Annotated in this window: 21 protein-coding genes, 7 tRNA genes and 1 pseudogene; 15 read left to right on the plus strand and 14 right to left on the minus strand. The window is 69.3% G+C overall.

Annotated elements, in window-relative coordinates; all coding sequences use genetic code 11:
• The 11 genes and pseudogenes from ACWEPG_RS16505 to ACWEPG_RS16555 all read right to left on the minus strand — a co-directional run.
• Positions 1 to 248: pseudogene (locus tag ACWEPG_RS16505) on the minus strand (pyridoxal 5'-phosphate synthase lyase subunit PdxS); the annotation flags it as partial.
• A gap of 94 nt (positions 249 to 342) precedes the next feature.
• Positions 343 to 1,398, minus strand: a complete 1,056-nt coding sequence (locus ACWEPG_RS16510; RefSeq protein ID WP_452594820.1) for an NUDIX hydrolase — start codon at positions 1,396 to 1,398, stop codon at positions 343 to 345.
• The gene (locus ACWEPG_RS16515; protein WP_450117202.1) at positions 1,398 to 2,522 is read right to left on the minus strand and encodes a glycosyltransferase family 4 protein; all 1,125 of its coding nucleotides are present in this window, start codon (positions 2,520 to 2,522) and stop codon (positions 1,398 to 1,400) included. The genes ACWEPG_RS16510 and ACWEPG_RS16515 overlap by 1 nt, the downstream gene beginning before the upstream one ends.
• A gap of 1 nt (position 2,523) precedes the next feature.
• Entirely contained in the window at positions 2,524 to 3,447 is a 924-nt protein-coding gene (locus tag ACWEPG_RS16520; RefSeq protein WP_450117203.1) for a phosphatidylinositol mannoside acyltransferase, read from the minus strand.
• Entirely contained in the window at positions 3,444 to 4,115 is a 672-nt protein-coding gene (gene pgsA / locus ACWEPG_RS16525) for a phosphatidylinositol phosphate synthase (protein WP_450117204.1), read from the minus strand. Before pgsA ends, ACWEPG_RS16520 begins: the two co-directional genes overlap by 4 nt.
• On the minus strand, positions 4,116 to 4,721 hold the full coding sequence (locus ACWEPG_RS16530; RefSeq protein WP_450117205.1) for an HIT family protein: 606 nt from the start codon (positions 4,719 to 4,721) through the stop codon (positions 4,116 to 4,118).
• Entirely contained in the window at positions 4,718 to 6,769 is a 2,052-nt protein-coding gene (thrS, locus tag ACWEPG_RS16535; RefSeq protein WP_450117206.1) for a threonine--tRNA ligase, read from the minus strand. The genes ACWEPG_RS16530 and thrS overlap by 4 nt, the downstream gene beginning before the upstream one ends.
• Before the next feature lie 122 nt (positions 6,770 to 6,891).
• The gene (locus tag ACWEPG_RS16540) at positions 6,892 to 7,563 is read right to left on the minus strand and encodes a (2Fe-2S)-binding protein (RefSeq protein WP_452594821.1); all 672 of its coding nucleotides are present in this window, start codon (positions 7,561 to 7,563) and stop codon (positions 6,892 to 6,894) included.
• 22 nt (positions 7,564 to 7,585) lie between these two features.
• Complete coding sequence (locus tag ACWEPG_RS16545; RefSeq protein ID WP_450117209.1) at positions 7,586 to 7,963, minus strand: TIGR02611 family protein; 378 nt, start codon at positions 7,961 to 7,963, stop codon at positions 7,586 to 7,588.
• Between the two features lie 65 nt (positions 7,964 to 8,028).
• Complete coding sequence (locus ACWEPG_RS16550) at positions 8,029 to 8,532, minus strand: DNA-deoxyinosine glycosylase (RefSeq protein WP_452594822.1); 504 nt, start codon at positions 8,530 to 8,532, stop codon at positions 8,029 to 8,031.
• A 58-nt stretch (positions 8,533 to 8,590) separates the two neighbouring features.
• Positions 8,591 to 8,665 (minus strand) — tRNA-Val (locus tag ACWEPG_RS16555).
• Between the two features lie 366 nt (positions 8,666 to 9,031).
• On the opposite strand from ACWEPG_RS16555, the gene ACWEPG_RS16560 reads away from it, so the two are divergent.
• From ACWEPG_RS16560 to ACWEPG_RS16595, 8 genes are all read left to right on the plus strand, one after another.
• A tRNA-Gly gene (locus ACWEPG_RS16560) sits at positions 9,032 to 9,104 on the plus strand.
• Between the two features lie 23 nt (positions 9,105 to 9,127).
• A tRNA-Cys gene (locus ACWEPG_RS16565) sits at positions 9,128 to 9,198 on the plus strand.
• Positions 9,199 to 9,217: 19 nt separating this feature from the next.
• Positions 9,218 to 9,292, plus strand: a tRNA-Val gene (locus ACWEPG_RS16570).
• Between the two features lie 301 nt (positions 9,293 to 9,593).
• A tRNA-Gly gene (locus ACWEPG_RS16575) sits at positions 9,594 to 9,666 on the plus strand.
• Between the two features lie 24 nt (positions 9,667 to 9,690).
• Positions 9,691 to 9,761: transfer RNA gene (locus tag ACWEPG_RS16580), tRNA-Cys, on the plus strand.
• Between the two features lie 17 nt (positions 9,762 to 9,778).
• Positions 9,779 to 9,853 (plus strand) — tRNA-Val (locus ACWEPG_RS16585).
• A 161-nt stretch (positions 9,854 to 10,014) separates the two neighbouring features.
• Positions 10,015 to 10,803 carry a hypothetical protein gene (locus ACWEPG_RS16590; protein ID WP_452594823.1) on the plus strand — a complete coding sequence of 263 codons (789 nt, stop codon included), beginning with the start codon at positions 10,015 to 10,017 and terminating at the stop codon, positions 10,801 to 10,803.
• Positions 10,800 to 11,261, plus strand: a complete 462-nt coding sequence (locus ACWEPG_RS16595; protein ID WP_450115963.1) for an RDD family protein — start codon at positions 10,800 to 10,802, stop codon at positions 11,259 to 11,261. The genes ACWEPG_RS16590 and ACWEPG_RS16595 overlap by 4 nt, the downstream gene beginning before the upstream one ends.
• On the opposite strand, the gene ACWEPG_RS16600 is transcribed toward ACWEPG_RS16595, so the two are convergent.
• Positions 11,251 to 12,645, minus strand: coding sequence for a GH1 family beta-glucosidase (locus ACWEPG_RS16600; RefSeq protein WP_450115962.1), 1,395 nt, complete (start codon positions 12,643 to 12,645; stop codon positions 11,251 to 11,253). The genes ACWEPG_RS16595 and ACWEPG_RS16600 overlap by 11 nt on opposite strands.
• Before the next feature lie 113 nt (positions 12,646 to 12,758).
• On the opposite strand from ACWEPG_RS16600, the gene ACWEPG_RS16605 reads away from it, so the two are divergent.
• From ACWEPG_RS16605 to ACWEPG_RS16615, 3 genes are read left to right on the plus strand one after another with little or no spacing between them, the layout of a single operon-like run.
• Complete coding sequence (locus ACWEPG_RS16605) at positions 12,759 to 13,949, plus strand: MFS transporter (protein ID WP_452594824.1); 1,191 nt, start codon at positions 12,759 to 12,761, stop codon at positions 13,947 to 13,949.
• A 59-nt stretch (positions 13,950 to 14,008) separates the two neighbouring features.
• Positions 14,009 to 14,446 (plus strand): hypothetical protein, encoded by a 438-nt coding sequence (locus ACWEPG_RS16610; protein WP_450115960.1) that lies wholly within the window; start codon positions 14,009 to 14,011, stop codon positions 14,444 to 14,446.
• A complete protein-coding gene (locus ACWEPG_RS16615) occupies positions 14,443 to 14,973 on the plus strand; it encodes an N-acetyltransferase family protein (protein WP_450115959.1) in 531 nt (176 codons plus the stop codon). The genes ACWEPG_RS16610 and ACWEPG_RS16615 overlap by 4 nt, the downstream gene beginning before the upstream one ends.
• Here ACWEPG_RS16615 and ACWEPG_RS16620 read toward each other — a convergent pair.
• Together ACWEPG_RS16620 and zapE are read right to left on the minus strand one after the other, a co-directional pair.
• A complete protein-coding gene (locus ACWEPG_RS16620) occupies positions 14,970 to 16,061 on the minus strand; it encodes an NAD(P)H-dependent amine dehydrogenase family protein (protein ID WP_450115958.1) in 1,092 nt (363 codons plus the stop codon). The two genes, ACWEPG_RS16615 and ACWEPG_RS16620, sit on opposite strands and share 4 nt — an antisense overlap.
• A gap of 23 nt (positions 16,062 to 16,084) precedes the next feature.
• Positions 16,085 to 17,098, minus strand: a complete 1,014-nt coding sequence (zapE, locus tag ACWEPG_RS16625) for a cell division protein ZapE (RefSeq protein WP_450115957.1) — start codon at positions 17,096 to 17,098, stop codon at positions 16,085 to 16,087.
• 34 nt (positions 17,099 to 17,132) lie between these two features.
• Here zapE and ACWEPG_RS16630 point away from each other — a divergent pair, with 34 nt between their 5' ends.
• Genes ACWEPG_RS16630 through msrB form a run of 4 tightly spaced genes read left to right on the plus strand, consistent with a single transcriptional unit; the run spans position 17,133 to position 21,236 of the window.
• On the plus strand, positions 17,133 to 17,894 hold the full coding sequence (locus ACWEPG_RS16630; RefSeq protein WP_450115956.1) for a pyrimidine reductase family protein: 762 nt from the start codon (positions 17,133 to 17,135) through the stop codon (positions 17,892 to 17,894).
• Between the two features lie 3 nt (positions 17,895 to 17,897).
• Positions 17,898 to 19,463 (plus strand): alpha/beta hydrolase, encoded by a 1,566-nt coding sequence (locus ACWEPG_RS16635; protein ID WP_450115955.1) that lies wholly within the window; start codon positions 17,898 to 17,900, stop codon positions 19,461 to 19,463.
• 56 nt (positions 19,464 to 19,519) lie between these two features.
• Complete coding sequence (locus ACWEPG_RS16640) at positions 19,520 to 20,758, plus strand: glycosyltransferase family 87 protein (protein WP_450134659.1); 1,239 nt, start codon at positions 19,520 to 19,522, stop codon at positions 20,756 to 20,758.
• A 28-nt stretch (positions 20,759 to 20,786) separates the two neighbouring features.
• The gene (gene msrB / locus ACWEPG_RS16645) at positions 20,787 to 21,236 is read left to right on the plus strand and encodes a peptide-methionine (R)-S-oxide reductase MsrB (RefSeq protein ID WP_450115953.1); all 450 of its coding nucleotides are present in this window, start codon (positions 20,787 to 20,789) and stop codon (positions 21,234 to 21,236) included.
• Positions 21,237 to 21,251 lie beyond the last annotated feature (15 nt).

Consider the following 21,251-nt stretch of genomic DNA (forward strand, 5'->3'; position numbering starts at 1 on the left):
GCGGAGATGATGCCGTCGATCATGTCCGGATCGGACATGCGCGAGACGCCGCCCTGGGCGCGGATGTCGGCCGGGACCCGCTCGAGGGCCATGACGGCGACGGCACCGGCGTCCTCGGCGATCTTCGCCTGCTCGGGGGTGACGACGTCCATGATCACGCCGCCCTTGAGCATCTCGGCCATGCCCCGCTTGACGCGGGCCGTTCCAGTCGTCGGGGCGGTATCGGGGGTGCTCACGGCAAACTCCATCGGTAGTGGCCTGTTACTCGGAACCGCCACGGACGTGGGCTCGAAGCTCGGCAAGCTCGGCCCCCCGCCGGTGCGTACCGTCGATCCTAGTGCCTCAGCGGATGGACCGGACCTCGGGTTCCTCGGCCCGGGAGAGAACTTCGCAAACCTCACCAACCAGGTTCGGGAGGTCCTCCGGATACACCACCTCACCGCCGGCCGCGATCGACCGCATGTCGGCCGGGGTGCACCACCGGTGCCCGGAGATCGCCCGCCGCTCGAGATCGGTGAAGCCACCTCGCTGCGGAGTGAACGCGGCGCTCCGCAAGGCGAAGAACAACTCCTCCGAGCGGATCACGTCCCCGTTGTAGGGGAACACCGCCACCCGGCGCCAGATCGGTCCGCGCAGTTCGGCGGCATCGATCTCGAGGCCGGTTTCCTCGCGGATCTCCCGGACCGCGGTCTCGCGCAGACTCTCCCCCGCCTCGACGCCGCCGCCGATGGTGAACCAGAAGTACACGTCCGGCACCTGCGGGTCGTGCCCACGCAGCATCAGCACGCGATCGTCGTCGTCGACGAGCACCACGCGCGCGGAGGTGCGCATCTCGTCGACGCCCTGCCCGGCCCCTGCGGACGCGGTGGTGCGCTCGGCGATCTCGAAATAGGTGGGCAGCGGGGCGGTTCCGCCGAGATGCAGCCAGCGCACCGGTCGCCGGGTGCGCAATGCCAGGGTGTCCCGGACGGCATCGTTGTGGAACCGCCGCGCGATCAGCACCCGGGCCTCGGCATCGGCGAGTTCGGCCACCAACTGCGGCGCGAGAGCCTGCGCGGGTACCGCCGCCAGCGCCGCCGACAACTCGTTCTCCGCCTGCTCCCGCTGCGCACGGTCTGCGTGTTCCGCGCGATCCGCCAATGCCGTGAGCCGCTGCCCGTCCAGCTCCGGTGGCGGCGCCGTCCCGAACGCGTACCCCGTCGGGACGACCGCGGCCGCGACCGCGCGAGCGACGACGGCACGGCGCGCCAGAGCCGCGTCGAGCGACTGCCAGGACAGGTCGGAGCGAACGTGCAGCCGGTCGAGCCGGTTCGCGGTGCCGTACGCCCAGACCGCGATCGCAACGAGGACCGCGACGACGAGCGCGATGACGAGGATGGTCGTGGCCGACAGCGTCATCACGCCTCCACCCGGACACCGTGTGCACCGACGGTCACGGTCTCGTACACCCGCAGGATCTGCTCGGCCACCACCGGCCAGTCGTATTCGGCGACCACCTCCGACGCGACGTCGATCAGGGCGCGGCGCCGGTCCGGGTCGGAGAGCACGGCATCGAGGGCCGCGGCCAGCGCTGCCGAGTCCCCGATCGGAGTCAGCATTCCGGCGGTGCCGTCCCGCAGCACCCGGCGGAACGCGTCGAGCTCGCTGGCGACGACAGGGGCACCCGCCGCCATCGCCTCGACCAGGACGATGCCGAACGACTCGCCCCCCAGGTTGGGGGCGCAGTACACGTCGACGCTGCGCAGCGCCGACGCCTTCTCCTCGTCACTGACCTGCCCGAGCAGCCGCAGGTGCTTCGCGTACCGGCCTGCCTCCTTGCGGAGGCGATCCTCGTCGCCGCGGCCGACGACGAGCACCTGCAGGTCGGGATGCCGTTCCACCAGCGTCGGCAGCGCGCCGAGCAGGACGGCCATCCCCTTGCGCGGCTCGTCGTAGCGGCCGAGGAACAGCACCGTGCCACCCGGACGCGGATAGCCCTCCAACGGCTGCGCGTTCGCGAATGCGGGGACGTCCACGCCGTTCGGGATTTCGACCGCGTCCGATCCGAGGGACTCGACCTGCCAGCGCCGGGCCAGCTCGGACACCGCGATCCGACCGGTGATCTTCTCCAGGTACGGCTGAAGGACGCCCTGAAAAGTGCTCAGCACCAACGACTTCGTGGTCGAGGTGTGGAAGGTGGCCACGATCGGGCCCTCCGCGATCTTCATCGCCAGCATCGACAGGCTCGGCGCGTTCGGTTCGTGGATGTGCAGCACGTCGAACTCGTTGTCGGCGATCCAGCGCCGCACCCGCGCATAGGACACCGGTCCGAACGTCAGCCGGGCGACGGATCCGTTGTACGGAATCGCGACGGCACGTCCGGCCGAGACGACGAAGTCGGGCAGTTCGGTGCCCTCCGACGCCGGCGCCAACACACTGACCTTGTGCCCGCGCTCGATCAGCACCTGCGCGAGCTCCACGACGTGCGCCTGAACTCCCCCGGGCACGTCGAACGAATACGGGCAGACCATCCCGATCTTCACGTCACGACTCCATTCGAGCCAGGCGCGCGTCGGACAGGTCCGCCAGCCACAGCGGCTGCAGCATGTGCCAGTCCGCCGGGTGCGCGGCGATGTTGTCCGCGAACCGGTCCGCGAGCGCCTGGGTCGCGGGCCCGATCCCGCCGCTGGTGTCGATCGGGGGGTGAACCGAGAAGCCCCAGTCCTCGCCCTCGAACCAGCAGTGCACCGGCAGCAGGACCGCGCCCGTGTCGATCGCCAGTTTCGCGGGCCCGGCCGGCATCCGCGTCGGCTCGCCGAAGAAGGTCACCGGGACGCCACGCTTGGCGAGGTCGCGTTCACCGAGCAGGCACACGACCCGGTTTGCCCGCAGCCGGTCCGCGAGCTGCGCGAACGGCGGCGCCTCACCGCCGCTGAGGGGGAAGATCTCGAAACCGAGACTCTCCCGATAGTCGACGAACCGCTGGTACAGCGACTCCGGCTTGAGCCGTTCCGCGACGGTCGAGAGGCGGCCGTGGCTCTGCACCAACCAGACACCGGCCATGTCCCAGTTCCCGGTGTGCGGCAACGCCAGCACGACGCCCTTGCCCGCCGCGAGCCCGGCCTCGAGATGCTCCTTGCCCTGAATCTTCGAGTCCAGCCGGCGCCCCAGCTCCTCCAGATCCATCGACGGCAACCGGAACGCCTCCCGCCAGTACCGGGCATAGGACCGCACCGACGCCCGAATCAGCTCGTCGGGTACCTGCTCGGGCGGGACGCCGAGGACACGGGCCAGGTTGCGCCGCAACTGGTCCGGTCCGGCGCCGCGGCGAGCCGCGCGTTCCATACGGCGGCAGGCGAAGTCGGCGCCGAGATCGAAGATCCTGGTGGCGAGCCGGTCCGGCAGTGCGCGGACCAGGCGCCATCCGGCGGCGTAGCCCAGGTCGCTCGCCCGCTCCGCGAGACTCACTGCGCCGACGCCTGACCGTCGGGCTTGCCCGTCGGCAGCAGCTCCCGAGCACCGGGCGAGTTGCGCACCGCCAGCACGCGCTGGAACACCGTGATCACACTGGCGACGGCGAGGATCCACATCGCGACGTACACCGCCCACTCGAGCCAGCCGATCCCGAAATGCCCTGCGATGCCGGTCAACCCGGCGCCGACGAGGACGATGACCAACCGGTCCGGACGCTCGATCAGACCACCGTCGGCGGACAACCCGCTCGCCTCGGCGCGAGCCTTCGCGTACGAGATGACCTGCGAGGTCACCAGGCAGATCAGCGTCGCGACCAGCAACGAGCGACTGCCCTCGTGGTAGACCGCCCACCAGGCGAGCCCGGCGAAGATCGCACCGTCGGCGATCCGGTCGCAGGTCGCGTCCAACACGGCGCCGTAGCGGGTGCCCCCGCCACGGGCCCGCGCCATCGCGCCGTCGAGCATGTCGAACATCACGAAGAACCAGAGGAACATCGCCCCCCAGAACAGGTGCCCGGAAGGGAACAGCGTCACCGCACCGGCCACGCTGGCGACCGTGCCGAACACGGTCACCGCATCCGGCGTCAGTCCGGTGCCCACCAGCGCCCGGCCCAGCGGTGCCGTCACCTTCGACACCGACGCCCGACCGAGAATGCTCAGCATCTACTCGCCTCCGCTGCCGGTGGACAGCTCCTGCCACGCCGCCGACAGCAGCGCCCGGGTCTCCCGCAGCAGCTGCGGCATCACCTTCGTGCCACCGAGGACCGTGATGAAGTTCGCGTCCCCACCCCACCGCGGCACGATGTGCTGGTGCAGGTGCTCGGCGAGCGAACCACCCGCTGCCGCACCGAGATTCAGACCCACGTTGAACGCGTCCGGTCGAGACACCCGCTTGATGACGCGGATCGCCTGCTGCGTGAACGCCATCAGCTCCGCCGACTCACCGGGAGTGAGGTCCTCGAGTGCCGCCACCCGCCGGTACGGCACCACCATCATGTGACCCGGGTTGTACGGGTACAGGTTGAGCACCGCGTAGACGTGCTCGCCGCGCGCGACGATCAGGCCCTCCTCGTCGCTCATCTTCGGGATCGCGGTGAACGGCCCCTCGTCGGTTGCCGCAGCCTTCGGTGCCTCCGCGATGTACGACATCCGGTGCGGCGACCAGAGCCGCTGCAGTCGGTCCGGGTCGCCGGGACCGGTGTCCACCATCGGCGGCTCGGACCGGCGAGTGGAATCCGGAGCCTCCGGCTGCCGGGGGGTCTCGGTCATGTGAGATCCCCGAGCAGTTCCGCCGTCGGCGAGGCGTTGTCGCGGCGCGCGATCCAGTCGACGATCACCTCGACGGCCTTGGCGACGGGCACCCCGTTGACCTGGGTACCGTCACGGAACCGGAAGCTGACCGCCCCGGCCTCGACGTCCCGTTCGCCTGCGAGCAGCATGAACGGCACCTTCTGGGTGGTGTGGTTGCGGATCTTCTTCTGCATCCGGTCGTCACTGGCGTCGACCTCGGCGCGGACACCGGCCTTGCGGAGCCCGGCGATCACGTGGTGGAGATGGTCCTCGAACGCCTCGGCGACGGGGATACCGACCACCTGCACCGGCGACAGCCACGCGGGGAACGCGCCGGCGTAGTGCTCGGTGAGCACGCCGAAGAACCGCTCGATGGATCCGAACAGGGCACGGTGGATCATCACCGGGCGCTGCTTGGTGCCGTCGGTGCCGGTGAACTCGAGGTCGAAACGCTCGGGCAGGTTGAAGTCGAGCTGGATGGTGGACATCTGCCAGCTGCGGCCGAGCGCGTCCTGAACCTGCACGGAGATCTTCGGGCCGTAGAACGCGGCGCCGCCCGGGTCCGGGACCAGGTTCAGTCCGGACGCCTCACCGACCTCGCGCAGCGTATCGGTGGCCTCCTCCCACAGCGCGTCGTCGCCGACGAACTTGTCGGGATTCTTGGTCGACAGCTCGAGGTAGAAGTCGTCGAGGCCGTAGTCCTTGAGCAGGCCGAGCACGAACTGCAGCGTGGTGGTCAGCTCGTCGCGCATCTGCTCCTTGGTGCAGTAGATGTGCGCGTCGTCCTGAGTCATGCCGCGAACGCGGGTCAGTCCGTGCACGACGCCGGACTTCTCGTACCGGTACACCGAGCCGAACTCGAACAGCCGCAGCGGCAGCTCACGGTACGACCGGCCGCGAGAGCGGAAGATCAGGTTGTGCATCGGGCAGTTCATCGGCTTGAGGTAGTAGTTCTGGCCCGGCTTGCGCACGGTGCCGTCCTCGTTCAGTTCCTCGTCGATGTGCATCGCCGGGAACATGCCGTCGCGGTACCAGTCGAGGTGACCGGACACCTCGTACAGGTGCTGCTTGGTGATGTGCGGCGAGTAGACGAACTCGTAGCCCTCCTGGACGTGCCGCTGCCGCGAGTAGTTCTCCATCTCCTGCCGGATGATGCCGCCCTTGGGGTGGAACACCGGCAGGCCGGAGCCGAGCTCGTCGGGGAAGGAGAACAGGTCCAGCTCCGCGCCCACCTTGCGGTGGTCACGACGCTCGGCCTCTGCGAGCAGCTCCAGGTGATTGTCGAGCGCCTCGGTCGACTCCCACGCGGTGCCGTAGATGCGCTGCAGCTGGGCGTTCTCCTGGTTGCCACGCCAGTAGGCGGCGGAGCTACGGGTGATCTTGAACGCCGGGATGTACTTGGTGGTCGGAATGTGCGGGCCGCGGCACAGGTCCTTCCAGATCACATCGCCGGTGCGCGGGTTGAGGTTGTCGTAGATCGTCAGCTCGTTGCCGCCGACCTCCATCACCTCGGGATCGTCGATGCCGGACTTGTCACTGATCAGCTCGATCTTGAACGGCTCGTTCGCCAGCTCGGTCCGAGCGTCCTCGATGTCCTCGACGACGCGGCGGGAGAAGCGCTGCGCGTCCTTGACGATCTTCTTCATCCGCTTCTCGAGGCGGGTCAGGTCCTCCGGGGTGAAGGGCTCGGCGACCTGGAAGTCGTAGTAGAAGCCGTCCTTGATCGGCGGGCCGATGCCCAGCTTGGCGTCCGGGAACTCCTGCTGCACGGCCTGCGCCAGCACGTGTGCACACGAGTGCCGGATCACGCTGCGGCCGTCCTCGGTGTCGGCCGCGACGGCCTCCACCTCGACGTCGGTGTCGGGGATCCAGGACAGGTCCTTGAGGTTGCCTTCGGCGTCCCGGACGACGACGATCGCGTCGGATCCCTTGCCGGGCAGTCCCGCCTCGCGGACCGCGGTGCCGGCCGTAGTCCCGGCAGGCACCCGGACGCGGGCGGCTGGGGCTACTGATGCAGGCGTGGTCACGGCGATGTGCTCCTCGGTTGGTGGGCCGACCTTGGTGTCGGCGGCGGCAATGCGCACTCATGCTATCGGCACCCCGCACGGATCGGCCCGCACGCCCGACCGATCGGCCTGCCCACCCTCCGTTACAGCGCCGCCAGGCGAGCGCGCCGCACCTCCGGTCGTTGATGCGGACAGCTGACGCACTTCGCGCGTTCGACCGCGTCGGGGTCGCCCGCGGCGACCGCTGCGGGGGCACGGTAGATCAGGCAGCACGAGGTCCGGCGCAGGAAGCGGCGTGGCCCGACGTCGACGAACCGGGGCACCGGGAGGGGCGGGCCGACCAGTTCGGCCAGCCGGACCGCGAGGGCGCTACCCGAGGCCGGCGAGCCGAGCGCGGTCCCGGCGTCGAGTGCCCGGTTCCCGAGCGAATCTGCGGCGATCGCCCAGAGCGCAGGCACGCCGGCACCGCTCACGCGGGCCAGTGGCTCGATGATCGCCGCGAGGGTGCGTCGCAGCTCGCCGGACAGCTCGGTCGGATCACGCAGCACCCGGTCGTTCCGGACGATGTCGAGGTGACCGTCCGCGCGCGGGACGACGGTGCAGTGTTCGAGTGCGGGATCCGGAGCCCCGCCGGTCCGCAGCAGCTCGGCGGTCAGGGTCGCCACCAGCTCCGAGCTCACCGAGTACCACCACAGGGTCGCGCCGACCCGGCGGTCACGACAGGCCCACCTGCGGCCGGTGTCGTCGACCCGCGCGGCGAGCCACGTCGGGTCCGCGAGGACACGGCCGGGCAGGCCGGACTCGAAATCGTTCATCGCGGCTCCCCCGTCGTTCCTGCTACAGCGGGGATTCCAGCCACGCGTACTCGAGCCCGAACCATCCGCCGACCAGGTCGACCGCCCCGAGCACCCAGAGAGTCGCGACGACGATCACCGCGGTCGCCAGCGCCGACAGCACCTTGACGACCATGGACTGTCGGGCGAACCACTCCATGAACTCGTCGTACTTGCCCTTCGCGAAATGCAGCAGGCGGTACGCCCAGCCGAACTCGGAGCCGAGGATCCCGAGCCCGGCGAACACGATCAGCCAGCCGGGTCCGGGATAGGGAATGGCGATGATGCCGACGACCAGGACCAGGGTGCCGATCACCCCGACCGCGATGCGATAGCTCAGATTCATGACCGGATTCGACGCGATCCGTCGTCGCGCCCGCATCCACCGGTTCTCGTCGCGCACCTGTTCCGTCACCGTATCCACGGTACCGACGCGGGAGCGACCGGTCAGCGTTGCACGAGGACCCGCCACGCCTCGAGTTTCGACTCCACCGCAACCGCGGCGTGCGCCGGACTCGTCGAGGGCAGCCTCGCCAGGGCCACGCCCCTCGGGTGCGCCCCAGCCGCCACCACCGTCGTCCGGTACGCCGACTCCGCCTTCGCCCCGTTGAAGAAGACCCGGTCGATCGCGGGGTGCCGGGAATAGAGGGCATCGAAGTCGTTCGGCACCTCCGACCCGGGGTCGATGGCAGCGTCTGCACTGCCCGGACGGCGGCACGCCATCAGCACATCCCACAGCGCGACGCCGTGGTCCTGCAATGTCCGCAGGCGCAGCGGATAGGGGTATTCGGGTCCGGCACCGAACAATTCGCCCATGATCGGCCAGAAACTGTTGCGCGGATTGGCGTAGTACTTGCCCGCCACCAGGGACGGGGCGCTCGGCATCGAGCCGAGAACAAGAGTGTGTGCGTTGTCGTCGACGACGGCGGGAAACCCGTGAACCAACGTCATGGCGAACCATTAGACAGCAAAAAGGCGGCTGCGAGAACCCTCGCAACCGCCTTTTCTGTGGTGGTCCCGGCTGGGATCGAACCAGCGACCTTCCGCGTGTGAAGCGGACGCTCTCCCACTGAGCCACGGGACCGTGCCGCGCGGATGAACTCTCGCGGCCGAACGAGGAAAAAACTAGCACGCTCCGCGACGGTTGGAAAACCGGCTGGTCACAAGCCTGTACGCGGTACAGCCGCGAACCTGCCCACGGCCCGCAGAAACCGATATCCGCCGGCGGGGCACTGTCCCTGTGTCCTGCCATGTAGTCCTCCGCGCCTTCTTCCTGCCTTCTTCCTTCCTTCTGCAGCAGCCAGGATGCCCGCGACCTCGCGCCGCCAGGGGAATTGCACCGGTGTTGTTTGCATTCACGCACCCTGACCAGGCGATTTGTCGGCTCACACCGCGTCGGCTAATGTTTCATCTCGCAGCACGGAGGCAGCAACGCCCCCGAGGTTGCAATGCGGATGTAGCGCAGCTGGTAGCGCATCACCTTGCCAAGGTGAGGGTCGCGGGTTCGAATCCCGTCATCCGCTCGAGAGGTTGGACTCAACCTTGCGGTGGAGTGGCCGAGTGGTGAGGCAACGGCCTGCAAAGCCGTGCACACGGGTTCGATTCCCGTCTCCACCTCTCAAGCACGACCAAGCGCGCGCGATTAGCTCAGCGGGAGAGCGCTTCCCTGACACGGAAGAGGTCACTGGTTCAATCCCAGTATCGCGCACCACCATTTCGGAACAGACAGGACCCCGGGATTTCCCGGGGTCCTTTTTGTTGTCTCCCCGTTTCGTTGCCCCCGAGCCCGGGCCATCCCCCCACCCCACTCGGCACGCATCGCCCCTGCCACGTTTGGCGCCACGGCTCCGTTTGACCCCGGGCCGGCGCCCGAGTGCTGCCCGGCGCCACATCCCACTCACCACACCAACCCCACAAAACACATCCTGACCAGCCGAATTGTGGTGGATGCATTCGATGGGCTACTGTTCCTTCTCGCAGCCCGGAGGAAGCAACGCCCCCGAGATTGCAATGCGGATGTAGCGCAGCTGGTAGCGCATCACCTTGCCAAGGTGAGGGTCGCGGGTTCGAATCCCGTCATCCGCTCGAGAGGGTGTATCCAACCCTTGCGGTGGAGTGGCCGAGTGGTGAGGCAACGGCCTGCAAAGCCGTGCACACGGGTTCGATTCCCGTCTCCACCTCTCACACATGTGAGCCCGCGCGATTAGCTCAGCGGGAGAGCGCTTCCCTGACACGGAAGAGGTCACTGGTTCAATCCCAGTATCGCGCACCATAATTCAACACGTCGGGCCCCCGGAACTCCGGGGGCCCGACGTGTTTGTGCTGCTGTGCGCCGAACAGCGGACATCTGTGTGCGTCACACCCCCGACCCGGTTGCGAATCGGGTATGTACTTGGTGGAGACAGACAATCGCTGCGTCGAGAGGACACCACCATGGTCACCGCATCCGGCGCTCACCCGCCGGTGGCCCCGCAGGCCGGTGTCGGTCGAGACGCCGACGCATTGCTTTTCGCGGTCGGCGCTGCGGCCCGCGCCGTCGACCTCGTCCGCTGGTCCGCCCGGACCACCCTGGACACCGTCCGTGTGGTCCCCGGGGTGGGCGGATTGATCGACTCCGTCACCACGGCCACGATCGACCGCGGCGAGGCGGCGGTGCGCACGGCGACCGCCGCGGCCCGAACGGTGCTACGGACCGTCGTCCGCGAGGTGGTGGCGGCCGCGCTGCTCGAGGTCGATCTCACGCGCATCGTCCGCGACCACGTCGACCTCGACGCGATCGCGGAGGGCATCGACGTGGACGCCGTCGCGGCCCGCGTCGACGTCGACGCAATCGTGCGCCGAGTAGACGTCGACGACGTGATCCGCCGGGTGGACCTCGACGCCGTCGTCGACACCGTGGACCTCGGCAGGCAGGTCGACCGGGTGGACCTCGACGCCGCCGCGGCCCGCATCGACATCGACGCGATAGCGCGGCGGATCGACATCGACGCGATCATCGCGCGGGTGGATCTGCTCGGCCTGGCGAACGAGGTCATCGACGGTGTCGACCTGCCCCAGATCATTCGGGACTCCACGGGGTCACTCTCCGAGGAGGCGGTGCGCGGGGTGCGCAGTCAGGGCATGCAGGCCGACGATGCGGTCGCAGGCTTCGTCGGGCGACTGTTCGGGCGCGACCGGCACAATCACGGATACCCGGCCGGCGACGCGGGGTCCGAACTGTGACACACGATCTGCCCGAACGCCGTCCCGCCGGAATCGTGACCCGCGTCCTCGCCGCGGCCATCGACCTCGGTGTGGTGCTGGCACTGCTCGGACTCGGATACCTGTCACTGGTCTTCGTCCGCCTGCTGCTGTCGCCGCACCAGTTCACGTTCCCCGAACCCGCGCCGCTGTTTTCACTCACCGCCTGGCTGGCGACCTCGGTGGTGTACCTGACCGGATGCTGGGCCACGACCGGTCGCACCGTCGGATCACTGGCGATGGGACTGCGGGTGACCACCCGCGAGCACCGCCGGGTCGGCTGGCCGATCGCCGTTCTGCGGGCCGTGACGTGCGTGTTCTTCCCGGTCGGGCTGCTGTGGGTGGTCCTCGACCCGCGACGACGCTCGGTGCAGGACATCCTGCTGCGCACCGAGGTCGTCTACGACTGGCGGCAGGACCTCGACGCCGTCACGGCGTGATCGTTCGACTCGCCGCGTGCGCGGCGATCAGGTCGCGGTACCAGAAGTAGGAGTCCTTCGGGGTTCGCTCGAGGGTGTCGTAGTCCACGTGCACCAGCCCGAACCGTTCCCGGTACCCGGCCGCCCACTCGAAGTTGTCGAGGATCGACCAGACGAAGTAGCCGCGCACGTCCACTCCGGCGTCGATCGCGGACCGCAGCGCGTGCAGGTGGTCGCGGTGGTAGTCGATGCGGCGCTGATCCCGCACGCGTCCGGCACCGTCCGGGTCGGCGTCGTGGAAGGATGCCCCGGATTCGGTGATGTAGATGGGAGGAAGGGCGTCACCATACCGGTCGGCGAAGGTTTGCACGATCTCGCGCAGGCCGTCGGGAACGATCGGCCACCCGAAATCGGTACGCGGGTAGCCGTCGAGTGAGACCGGCTGGAACGGCATGCCGGGCGGCAGGTCCACCTCGAGCACCCCGGTGCTGCCCTCGTCCGACGTCGGTGCCGCGATGACGGTCGGCTCGTAGTAGTTGATTCCGAACCAATCCAGCGGCTGCGCAATGATTTTCAGGTCGTCTTCGACCGGACCCTGGAGGATCGCGGCGAGTTCGGGCGCGGAGTAGGCGCCGCGCAGGACCGGGTCCGCGAACGTCCAGTTGACGATGTGGTCGTAGATCTCGGCGGCTTCGACGTCTGCGTCGGCGTCACTGGCCGCGTGGACCGGGGCGTGGTTGGATGCGATGCCGATGTTGTCGCACCCCGCCGCCCGCAGCGCCTGCACCGCCAACCCGTGCCCGAGCAGTTGGTGGTGGGCCGCCTGCAGGGCACCGAACCCGAGTTGGTGGCCGGGCGCGTGCACGCCGAGCGCGTGACCGTAGAGGGTGTGCACGACGGGCTCGTTGAGTGGCATCCACATGTCGACCCGGTCCCCGAGCCTGCGGCCTACGATGTCGGCGTACTCGGCGAGGCGGGCGGCGGTGTCGCGGGCGAGCCATCCGCCGGTGTCCTGCAACGACTGTGGGAGGTCCCAGTGGAACAGCGTCACCGCCGGAGCGATCCCGGCGGCACACAGTTCGTCGATCAGACGGTCGTAGAAGTCGAGACCGGCCTCGTTGACGGCGCCGCTGCCGGTCGGCTGGACCCTCGGCCACGACACCGACAGCCGGTACGCGCCGGCGCCGAGTTCACGCATCAGCGCGACGTCCTCGCGATACCGGTGGTAGTGGTCGATCGCGACCGCGCCGCTCTCGCCGCGCACGATCGCGCCCGGCCGCTCGCAGAACTCGTCCCAGATCGACCGGCCCCGGCCGTCGACGTCGACGGCGCCCTCGATCTGGTAGGCGGCCGCGGCGACCCCCCACAGGAAGTCGTTCGGAAGCATCGGTTCGGCGACAGTCATGGACGGAGTCTGACCGTTTCCTGGACGCACGTCCAGTGTGGTGTTTCAATTCGTGAACAACTGCCCGCTCGATCACTGATGTCGGCGGGCCCGGCGAAAGCACTTACGACCTGATGACGCACCCCACGCCCGAGCACCGCAGCGCCCGCGTGTCCACCGCGGGGGCGTTCGCGCTTCAGGGTTTCTTCCTCGCGGTCCTGCTGACCCAGCTCCCCCAGTTCAAGGACAAGTTCGGGTTCACGGACACGACGATCGTCGTCGCCGTCGTCACCGTCTCGCTCGTCGCCGGCGTCGGCAGCGTGCTCGCCGAGTTCGTGGCCACCCGCACGTTGAGCAGGACCACGTTGCGCGCGGGACTGTCCGTGATCGCGGTGGCAGGCGCGGGTATCTCGTTCTCCCACAACACGGTTGCATTCTTCGCCGGCTTCGCCGTGTACGGGATCGGTCTCGGCATGGTCGACGCCGCCGCCAACATGCAGGCGGTCGCGATCCAGCACCGGTACGGCCGGTCGATTCTGTCGTCGTTCCACGCGGTGTGGAGTGTCGGTGCAATCGTCGGCGCCCTTTTCGTCTCGGCCTGCGCCGGACTCGACGTGAGCCTGGGGGTGTCGCTGCTCGTCGCCGCCGCGGTCGTCGCGGTCGGGACCGCGCTGCTCGGCCCCCGACTGCTCGTCACTGGTCACGAGAAGTTCGACTCCCCCGCCGCCCCGCTGTCCGTGCCGCTGCGTCCGTTTCTCGCGCTCGGTGTCGCGATGGCCCTGTTCTTCGCAATCGACTTTGCCGTCGGCAACTGGTCCGCGCTGTATCTCAAGGACCTGCTGCTGGCCAGTGCGAGCACCGCGGCCCTCGCGGTGGCCGCCTACCAGGGCGCCGGGCTGGTGTCCCGCCTGACCGGCGACTTCTGGGTGCGCCGATACGGCGAGATCGCGGTGGTCCGGGTCGGCGCCTCCATCGGCGCGATCGGACTGCTGGTGGTCGTGTTCGCGACCGGTCCCGCGATGGCCATCGTCGGGTTCCTCGTCGTCGGTCTCGGTGCACCGGTCGTCGCACCGCTGTGCTTCAGCGCGGCCGGACGTCTCGCCCCGCCCGACCAGACAGATGCCGTCGTGGCACGCCTGAATCTGTTCAACTACGCGGGCACGGTGATCGGCGGCGGCATCGTCGGGGCGGTCGCGGCGGTGTCCAACCTGAGGGTCGGCTTCGCGATCCCACTCGCGTTCGCCGTCGCCCTGATCGTTCTCGCGCCTGCGTTCCACCCGGACCGCGTACGGCGGGCTCCGTTCTCCGCGGACCGCGCCGGATAGCGAGGCAACCCGGGACACCGACTTCCCCTGACCGCTCCGGGTAGTGGTTGACTGGCACCATGCCGAACTGGGGCTGGCTCATCGTGATGCTCGTACTCGTCGACGTCGCCGTCGTCACCGTGTGGTTGCTGACTCGCCGCAAGACCCCACTCCCGAACCCGCACAACCCCTTCATCCGGGGCCTCGACCTCGGGACCCGAGATCGGATCGAACGCCTCGTCGCCGACCACCAGCAGGTTCATGCCATCAAGCTGCTGCGTGAGCGCACCGGACTCGGACTCGCCGACGCGAAGGCGGCGATCGACGCCGTCACGCGCGGCGAATGGGTTCCGACCGCAGGGCCCGACAGTGTGCCACCCAGCGGGGGCTGGTCCGACCTCGCGCCGGAACTGCGGGCACTGAAGGACGCGGGCCAGGAGACGAAGGCAGCGCGACTGCTCTGCGAACACACCGGGATGAGCCTGCGCCAGGCCAAGGACACGGTGGCGCAGCTGTGACCGTCACCGTCTCCACCGCCGCCGCCTCCGACGCCGCCGAACTCGCCGCCGTCGCCGCGGTCACCTTCCCGCTCGCCTGCCCGCCGTCGGTCACCGCCGACGACGTCGACGACTTCCTCGCGACGGTGCTGTCCGAGCAGCGGTTCACCGAGTACCTCGCCGCGCCCGACCGGACGGTGCTCAAGGCCGTCATCGACGGCAGCATCGTCGGGTACGCGATGCTCGTCGACGGCCTCCCGGACGATGCGGACGTCCGGGCCGCGGTGACGGTGCTGCCCACCGTCGAGATCAGCAAGCTGTACGTACTCCCCGATCACCACGGCGAAGGGGTGTCGCACCACCTCATGGCCGCGGCCCTCGAGCACGCCCGGAGCGCGGGGGTCGCCGGTGTCTGGTTGGGCGTCAACCAGGAGAACCTTCGGGCCCAACGCTTCTACGCGAAGCAGGGCTTCGGCCGGGCGGGGACCAAACGCTTCAAGGTCGGTGACCAACTGCATCACGATTTCGTCCTGCAGCGAGGTTTCTAGCGCGGCCCCAGCTTCGGGTGGGCACGGCCGGTCATCAGCGGCAGGTCCAGGTAGGTCCTGATGCCCGGTTCCGCGCGGCACACGTACGGCACCGAGTTCACCAGGTGATTGGCGGTGGCGACGATGCCGGGGTTGGGGTCGGCAGGAGCGGAGCCCGCGGAGCGACCGGGGTGTTCCGCTCGGGCGATCGCGTCGGAGTTGAACCCGGTGAACGTCATCAGCGAACTCGGGGTGCCCTCGATCGCCACCTCGTAGCGTTCCCCGGCCGGGCCGAGCGTCCACGGCGGATCGAGGTTTTCCTCTCCCATCAGCCAGTTCACCGCGACCCGCGCGACCGGCTCGCCGTCGATCAGGGCGTCCCACCGGAAGCGTTGCGCGGCAACGGCTCCCGGTTCGATCACCCCGAGCGGGCTGTCGATGGGCGTCGTCGCCACCGCGATCTCGTGGCCGGTACGGATCTCGGCGCCCGGGTCGAATCCCATGCCGTCGAGGATCAGCCGCAGCGACTGGGTGAACCCACCGGTCAGCAACCCGAGCATCGGACCGTCCGCGGCTTCCTCGGGCGTGCCGCCGAATCGCATGACCCACCGCAGCACATCCGGTGCCGCGTACCCGCGCAGATCGGAGAACTCCTCGGCGCGGACGAAGGTGACGGCGGACGTCATCGCGGACAGCGCGAGCGGGAACAGGTCGGTGATGCCACCGGGGTCGATGCCGGTGCCGTGCAATGTGACCCCCGCGTCGCGGGCGGTCTGCTCGAGTGCGGCGTCGCGCTCGGCGGGACGGAACCAGCCGAGTGGAGTGACGACGTTCTTACCAGACGCCAGCAGGGACGCGACGACCTTCTTGTCCGCGACGAGCGGGCTGTAGATCACGCAGTCGGCGTCGAGCGCGTGCAACGCGTCGGCGTCGTCGGTCGCCAGGACACCGACGGGGTCGCCGCCGATCAGCTCGCCGACGTCCCGCCCGGACTTGTCGGCCGAATGCACCCAGCAGCCAACCAGTTCGAGTTCCGGATGCCGAAGCACCGCCTCGATCGCCGCTTTCCCGACCCCACCCGTCGCCCACTGCACCACGCGAAACGTCATGGCGCAGATGGTAGGTGCGAAGGCTAGGCCGGGACCTCGAAACGCGACAACGCGAGCAGACGCGAGGTGGCGCGCAGGTACTTCTTCTTGTAGCCACCGGCCAGCATCTCGGGGGTGAAGATCTCGTCGAGCTTCGCACCGGAGACGGTCACCGGGATGCTGGCGTCGTAGAGACGGTCGGCAAGGACCACCAGGCGCAGTGCCACCGACTGGTCCTGTGCGGGGTGCACGCCGTCGAGGAACACCGCGGTGACGTCCTGGATCAGCTTGTTGTATCGCGAGGGGTGCAGGGTGCTCAGGTGCGTGCACAGCTCGTCGAAGTTGTCGAGGGTCGCCCCCGGGGTGGACTCGGCGCGCTCGCGCAGCTCCTCCGACGAGATCGGCTCCGGAGCCGGCGGCAGGTCGCGGTGCCGGTAGTCGGGGCCGTCGACGCGGATGGTCTCGAAGATCGAGCCGAGCTTCTTGATCTCGCGCAGGAAGTCCTGGGCGGCGAACCGGCCCTCGCCGAGCTGGCCGGGCAGGGTGTTCGACGTCGCGACGATCGACACACCGCGGGAGGAGAGCTCGGTCAGCAGCCGGGACACGAGCATCGTGTCGCCCGGATCGTCGAGCTCGAACTCGTCGATGCACAGCACGCTGTGGCTCGACAGCTGCTCGACGGCGTTGTTGAAGCCGAGCGCACCGACGACGTGGGTGAGCTCGACGAACGTGCCGAACGCCTTCGGGCTGGGCGAGCTGTGGAAGATCGACGCCAGCAGGTGGGTCTTGCCGACACCGAACCCGCCGTCGAGGTAGAGGCCTGCGCCGGTCGACGGCGCCTTCTTGCCGAAGAGACCGCGGCGGCCGCCGGAGCGAATCTTCGCGACCTTGCCTGCGAACTCCTCCGCCTTGCGGACTGCGGCGGCCTGGCTCGGCTCGTTCGGATCGGGGATGTACGAGCCGAAACTCACCTCGTCGAACATCGCCGGCGGGACCATCTGCGCGATCAATTGGTCGGCAAGGACCACCGGATTACGATCGACAAGGCGCTGTTGCATGTAAACAGCGTATCTACGTGCTGTTATCGACAGTATGCGCCGCATCGATATTGAGGGATACCTCACACCACTCCGCGACGAAGAGATCCGCGGGCTGTACCCCTACCCCGCGGACCGTGGCGCGCCGTCGATCAGGGTGAACTTCGTGTCCAGCATCGACGGCGCCGTGGCCACCGACGGTACCTCGGGTGGGCTCGGCACGCCCGCAGATCGCCGATTGTTCACGATCCTCCGCGAACTCGCGGACGTGATTCTCGTGGGCGCGTCCACGGTGCGGACCGAGAACTACGGCGGCGCGGCCCCGGACACCGACGCCCGCCGCAGGCGCGTCGAGCGGGGGCAGGCACCGGTCCCGCCGATCGCGGTGGTCACCGCGAGTGCGCACCTCGATCCGAGCTCACGACTGCTGACGGACACGGAGGTCGCGCCGCTGATCCTGACCGGCACCGAGGCACCGGCCGAGCGCACCGGCGCCCTCACCCGGGCCGGGGCCACCGTGCTCGAAGTCGGCGAGCGCAGCGTCCCGACCGCCGGAATCCTTGCCGCGCTCGCCGAACGGGGGCTGCACCGGGTGCTGTGCGAGGGCGGTCCGACACTGTTCGGGCAGTTGCTCGCGGACGACGCCGTCGACGAACTGTGCCTGACCACGTCACCGGTTCTGGTTGCGGGCCCCTCAGGCCGGATCACGGCGTCTCCGTCGGCGACACCGCGCCCGATGCGCCGTGCGCACGTACTCGCCGACGACGACGGCACGATGCTGACCCGCTGGGTGCGCGAGCGACCTGGCAGGCTGTGACGCATGCGCACACTGGGGTTGGCGGCACTGGTCATCGCGCTGTGCACGGCGTGCGGCGCGGGGCCCAGCGTGCGGCCCGACGTCGCAGTCGTCGAACACCGCGACCGTGCGACCACCGAGCCGAGCGGCGACCTGCCCGGATCGGTGCCGGACCTGCCCGTCCCGGTCCACGACCTGGACTGGCGGGACTGCACGCAGTCGACACTCGACGTGCTCGGGTTGGGCCCCGGACCGGCCGGGCTGGTCCTCGAGTGCGCCGAACTGGCCGCGCCCGTCGACGCCGCCAGTGCGATGCACGGCGCGTTCTCCCTCGGCGCGCTGCGGGCCCGCCTGCCGCAGACCCCGACCGACGCCGCTCCCCTCGTCCTGACGTCCGGCGCCGACCGCTCCTCGACCGGCACCCTCGCCGCGCTGGCCGCGGCTCCGATCGGATCGCTGCTCTCGACCCGACCACTGGTCGCGCTGGACCGGCGGGGCATCGGCACCTCGACGCCGATCGAGTGCACCGATCCGATGACCGCGGAGCTGCGCCGCGCGATGCTCGACCTCGGCCAGTTCACTCCGCCGCCCGTCGCCGGCGGCGATGCCGTCGACACCGTCCTTGCGCTCGGCCGGGACGCCACCACCGCGTGCACCGACTTCCTGCAACCCCACGAGCTGTCCTTCGACTCCCCGCACGCCGCCGATGATCTCGACCAGTTGCGCCGCGCATGGGGCGTGGACCGGATCGGCGTGCTCGCGACGGGCAGCGGGGTGGACGTCGCGCTGGCGTACGCGTCCGAGTACCCGGACGCGGTGGGCAGGCTGGTCCTCGACTCCCCCTCCGTCGTCGGCGCGGACGCGGCGACGGGCGCGGAGTCCGTGGTGCGGGGCCGCGAGGCGGCCCTGACAGGCTTCGCCCGGCAGTGCGTGGCACTCGAATGTGCGCTCGGTCTGGATCCGGTCGGCGCGGTCACCGACCTGGCGAACCGGGCCCGACGCGGCGATCTCGGGCAGGTCTCGGCGAACGCCCTGCTCACGGCGCTCACCGACCAGTTCGGTTCCCCGCGCGGCGACGTCGGCACCCAGGTCCGCGAGTTCGCGGACACGCTCGCGGCCGCCGGCCGTGGCGACACGAGCGCCCTGCAGTGGCGGATCGACGCGGCCGCCGCCGCGACGCGCACCGACGGACAGTTCGTCGCCCGGTGTTCGGACGGCCGCCAGTGGCCGACGCCGGGTCGGGTGCGGGAGCTGATGACCGACTGGGGTCAGCGGTATCCGGTGTTCGGTCCCGAGGGCGCGCTGGACCTGCTGCTGTGCGCATCGTGGCCGACGACCCCGCCTGCGCCGGCCCCGAATGCCGCGACGGCAGCCACCCTCACCGTCGCCGGCGCCGCCGACCCGGTGGCCGGTGACGGTTCCTCGTCCGCGACGGGCGTGCTCGCGGCGGTCGGCACCCCCACGGCGACCATCGCGTGGCTCGGATCCGGGCATCCGGCGCTGCCGCACTCGGAGTGTGCGCAACTCGCGGTCGCCGGGTACGCGCAGGCCGGGATCCTGCCGCCCGACGGCGGAGCCTGCCCGGGCTGAGTTCGAGGTGGGTGTCTTGGGTGGTTCACCCCCTCCGGTCGGGTACCGTGCCACCGGTGTTCCTTCGACAGCTCGAACCACGCACCGCCCGGACGACAGCCGAGGTGGTGAAGTTCGCGCTGTGGCCGCTGGCGATCATGACCGTGCTGCATCGAGTGCTGGTCAAGGCCGTCAACGGAGCCCGCACGGATGACTTCACGCCGGTGTACAAGGCGGCGCTGGCGTTCCTGAACCGGCAGCCGGTGTACACCGCGAACTTCAACTGGGTCGACCCGCACTACCTGTACGCGCCGAGCGGCACCCTGCTGCTCTCGCCGATCGCGATCATCGACCCGGAACGGTCGCGTTGGCTGTTCATCCTCGGCAACGCGGTCGCGGTGATCATCGCCGGCTACCTGCTGCTGAAGATGTTCGGGCTCGCCCTCGACTCCGTCGCCGCGCCGATCCTGCTGCTCGGCATGTTCGCCAGCGAGACCGTCACCAACACGCTCGTCTTCACCAACATCAACGGGCTGATCCTCCTCGGCGAGGTGGCGTTCCTACTGTTGCTGCTGCGTCGCCGGGACGCCTGGGCCGGTGTCTCGATCGGGCTGACACTCGCGATCAAACCCGTTCTCGCACCGCTGCTGTTGCTGCCACTGGTGACGAAGCAGTGGCGTGCCCTCGTCACGGCGGTCGGCGTCCCACTCGTGCTGACGGCGATTGCGTGGCCGCTGTCCGCGGACCCGATGGAGTTCGTGCACCACACGCTGCCGTACCTGATGGAGTCGCGGGACTACTTCAATTCGGCGATCGTCGGCAACGGCGCCTACTACGACCTGCCGACCTGGATGATCCTGGCGCTGCGGGCGATCTTCGCGGTGGTGGTGCTGGTGTCGCTGTGGCTGCTGTACCGCTACTACCGCGAGGACCGGCTGTTCTTCCTCACCACCGCGACCGGCGTGCTGATGACGGCATACTTCCTGATCGGCTCGCTCGGCCAGATGTACTACTCGATGATGCTCCTGCCGCTGCTGATGAGCGTGGTGCTCCGCAACTCGGTGATGCGGAACTGGCCGGCCTGGCTGGCGGTGTACGGGTTCATGACGTTCGACAGTTGGCTGTCCGGCCGCTTCCCGGCGACCGGGCGGGCGGCGGAGTACATGAAGACCACCCTCGGCTGGAGCCTGCTGCTTCTGGTGATCTGCGGTGTCCTCGTGGCCCGTTACCTCACCGCGAAGCGAGAGGGCCGACTCGACCGCGGCATCGACCCGGTGTTCGACGAACCCGAACCGGAGAAGGTTCCGGTCGGCTGAACCGGCGCACCCTGAGTAGCGTGGTGCCATGACTTCCGACACCGGCCGCGGCGCGGCCTCCGACGACACCGGCCGCGGACCCGGCTTCGAGCTCACCGACGCGCAGTGGCGCGAGAAGCTCACTCCCGAGGAATACGTGGTGCTCCGGCAGGCGGGCACCGAGCGTCCCTTTGTCGGTGAGTACACGGACACGAAGACCGTCGGCGAGTACCACTGCCGGGCGTGCGATGCGTTGCTGTTCACGTCCGGGGAGAAGTTCGAGTCCCATTGCGGCTGGCCGTCCTTCTTCGACCCCGCCGACACCGACGCGGTGGTCCTGCGCGCGGACGACTCGCTCGGCATGCGCCGGGTGGAGGTGCTGTGCGCGAACTGCCACAGCCACCTCGGCCACGTCTTCGAGGGCGAGGGCTACCCGACCCCCACCGACCAGCGGTACTGCATCAACTCGATCTCGCTGCGCCTGGTTCCCGCCGAGTAGGCCGCCACTGGGACT

Source organism: Rhodococcus sp. NPDC004095 (genome assembly GCF_053604015.1).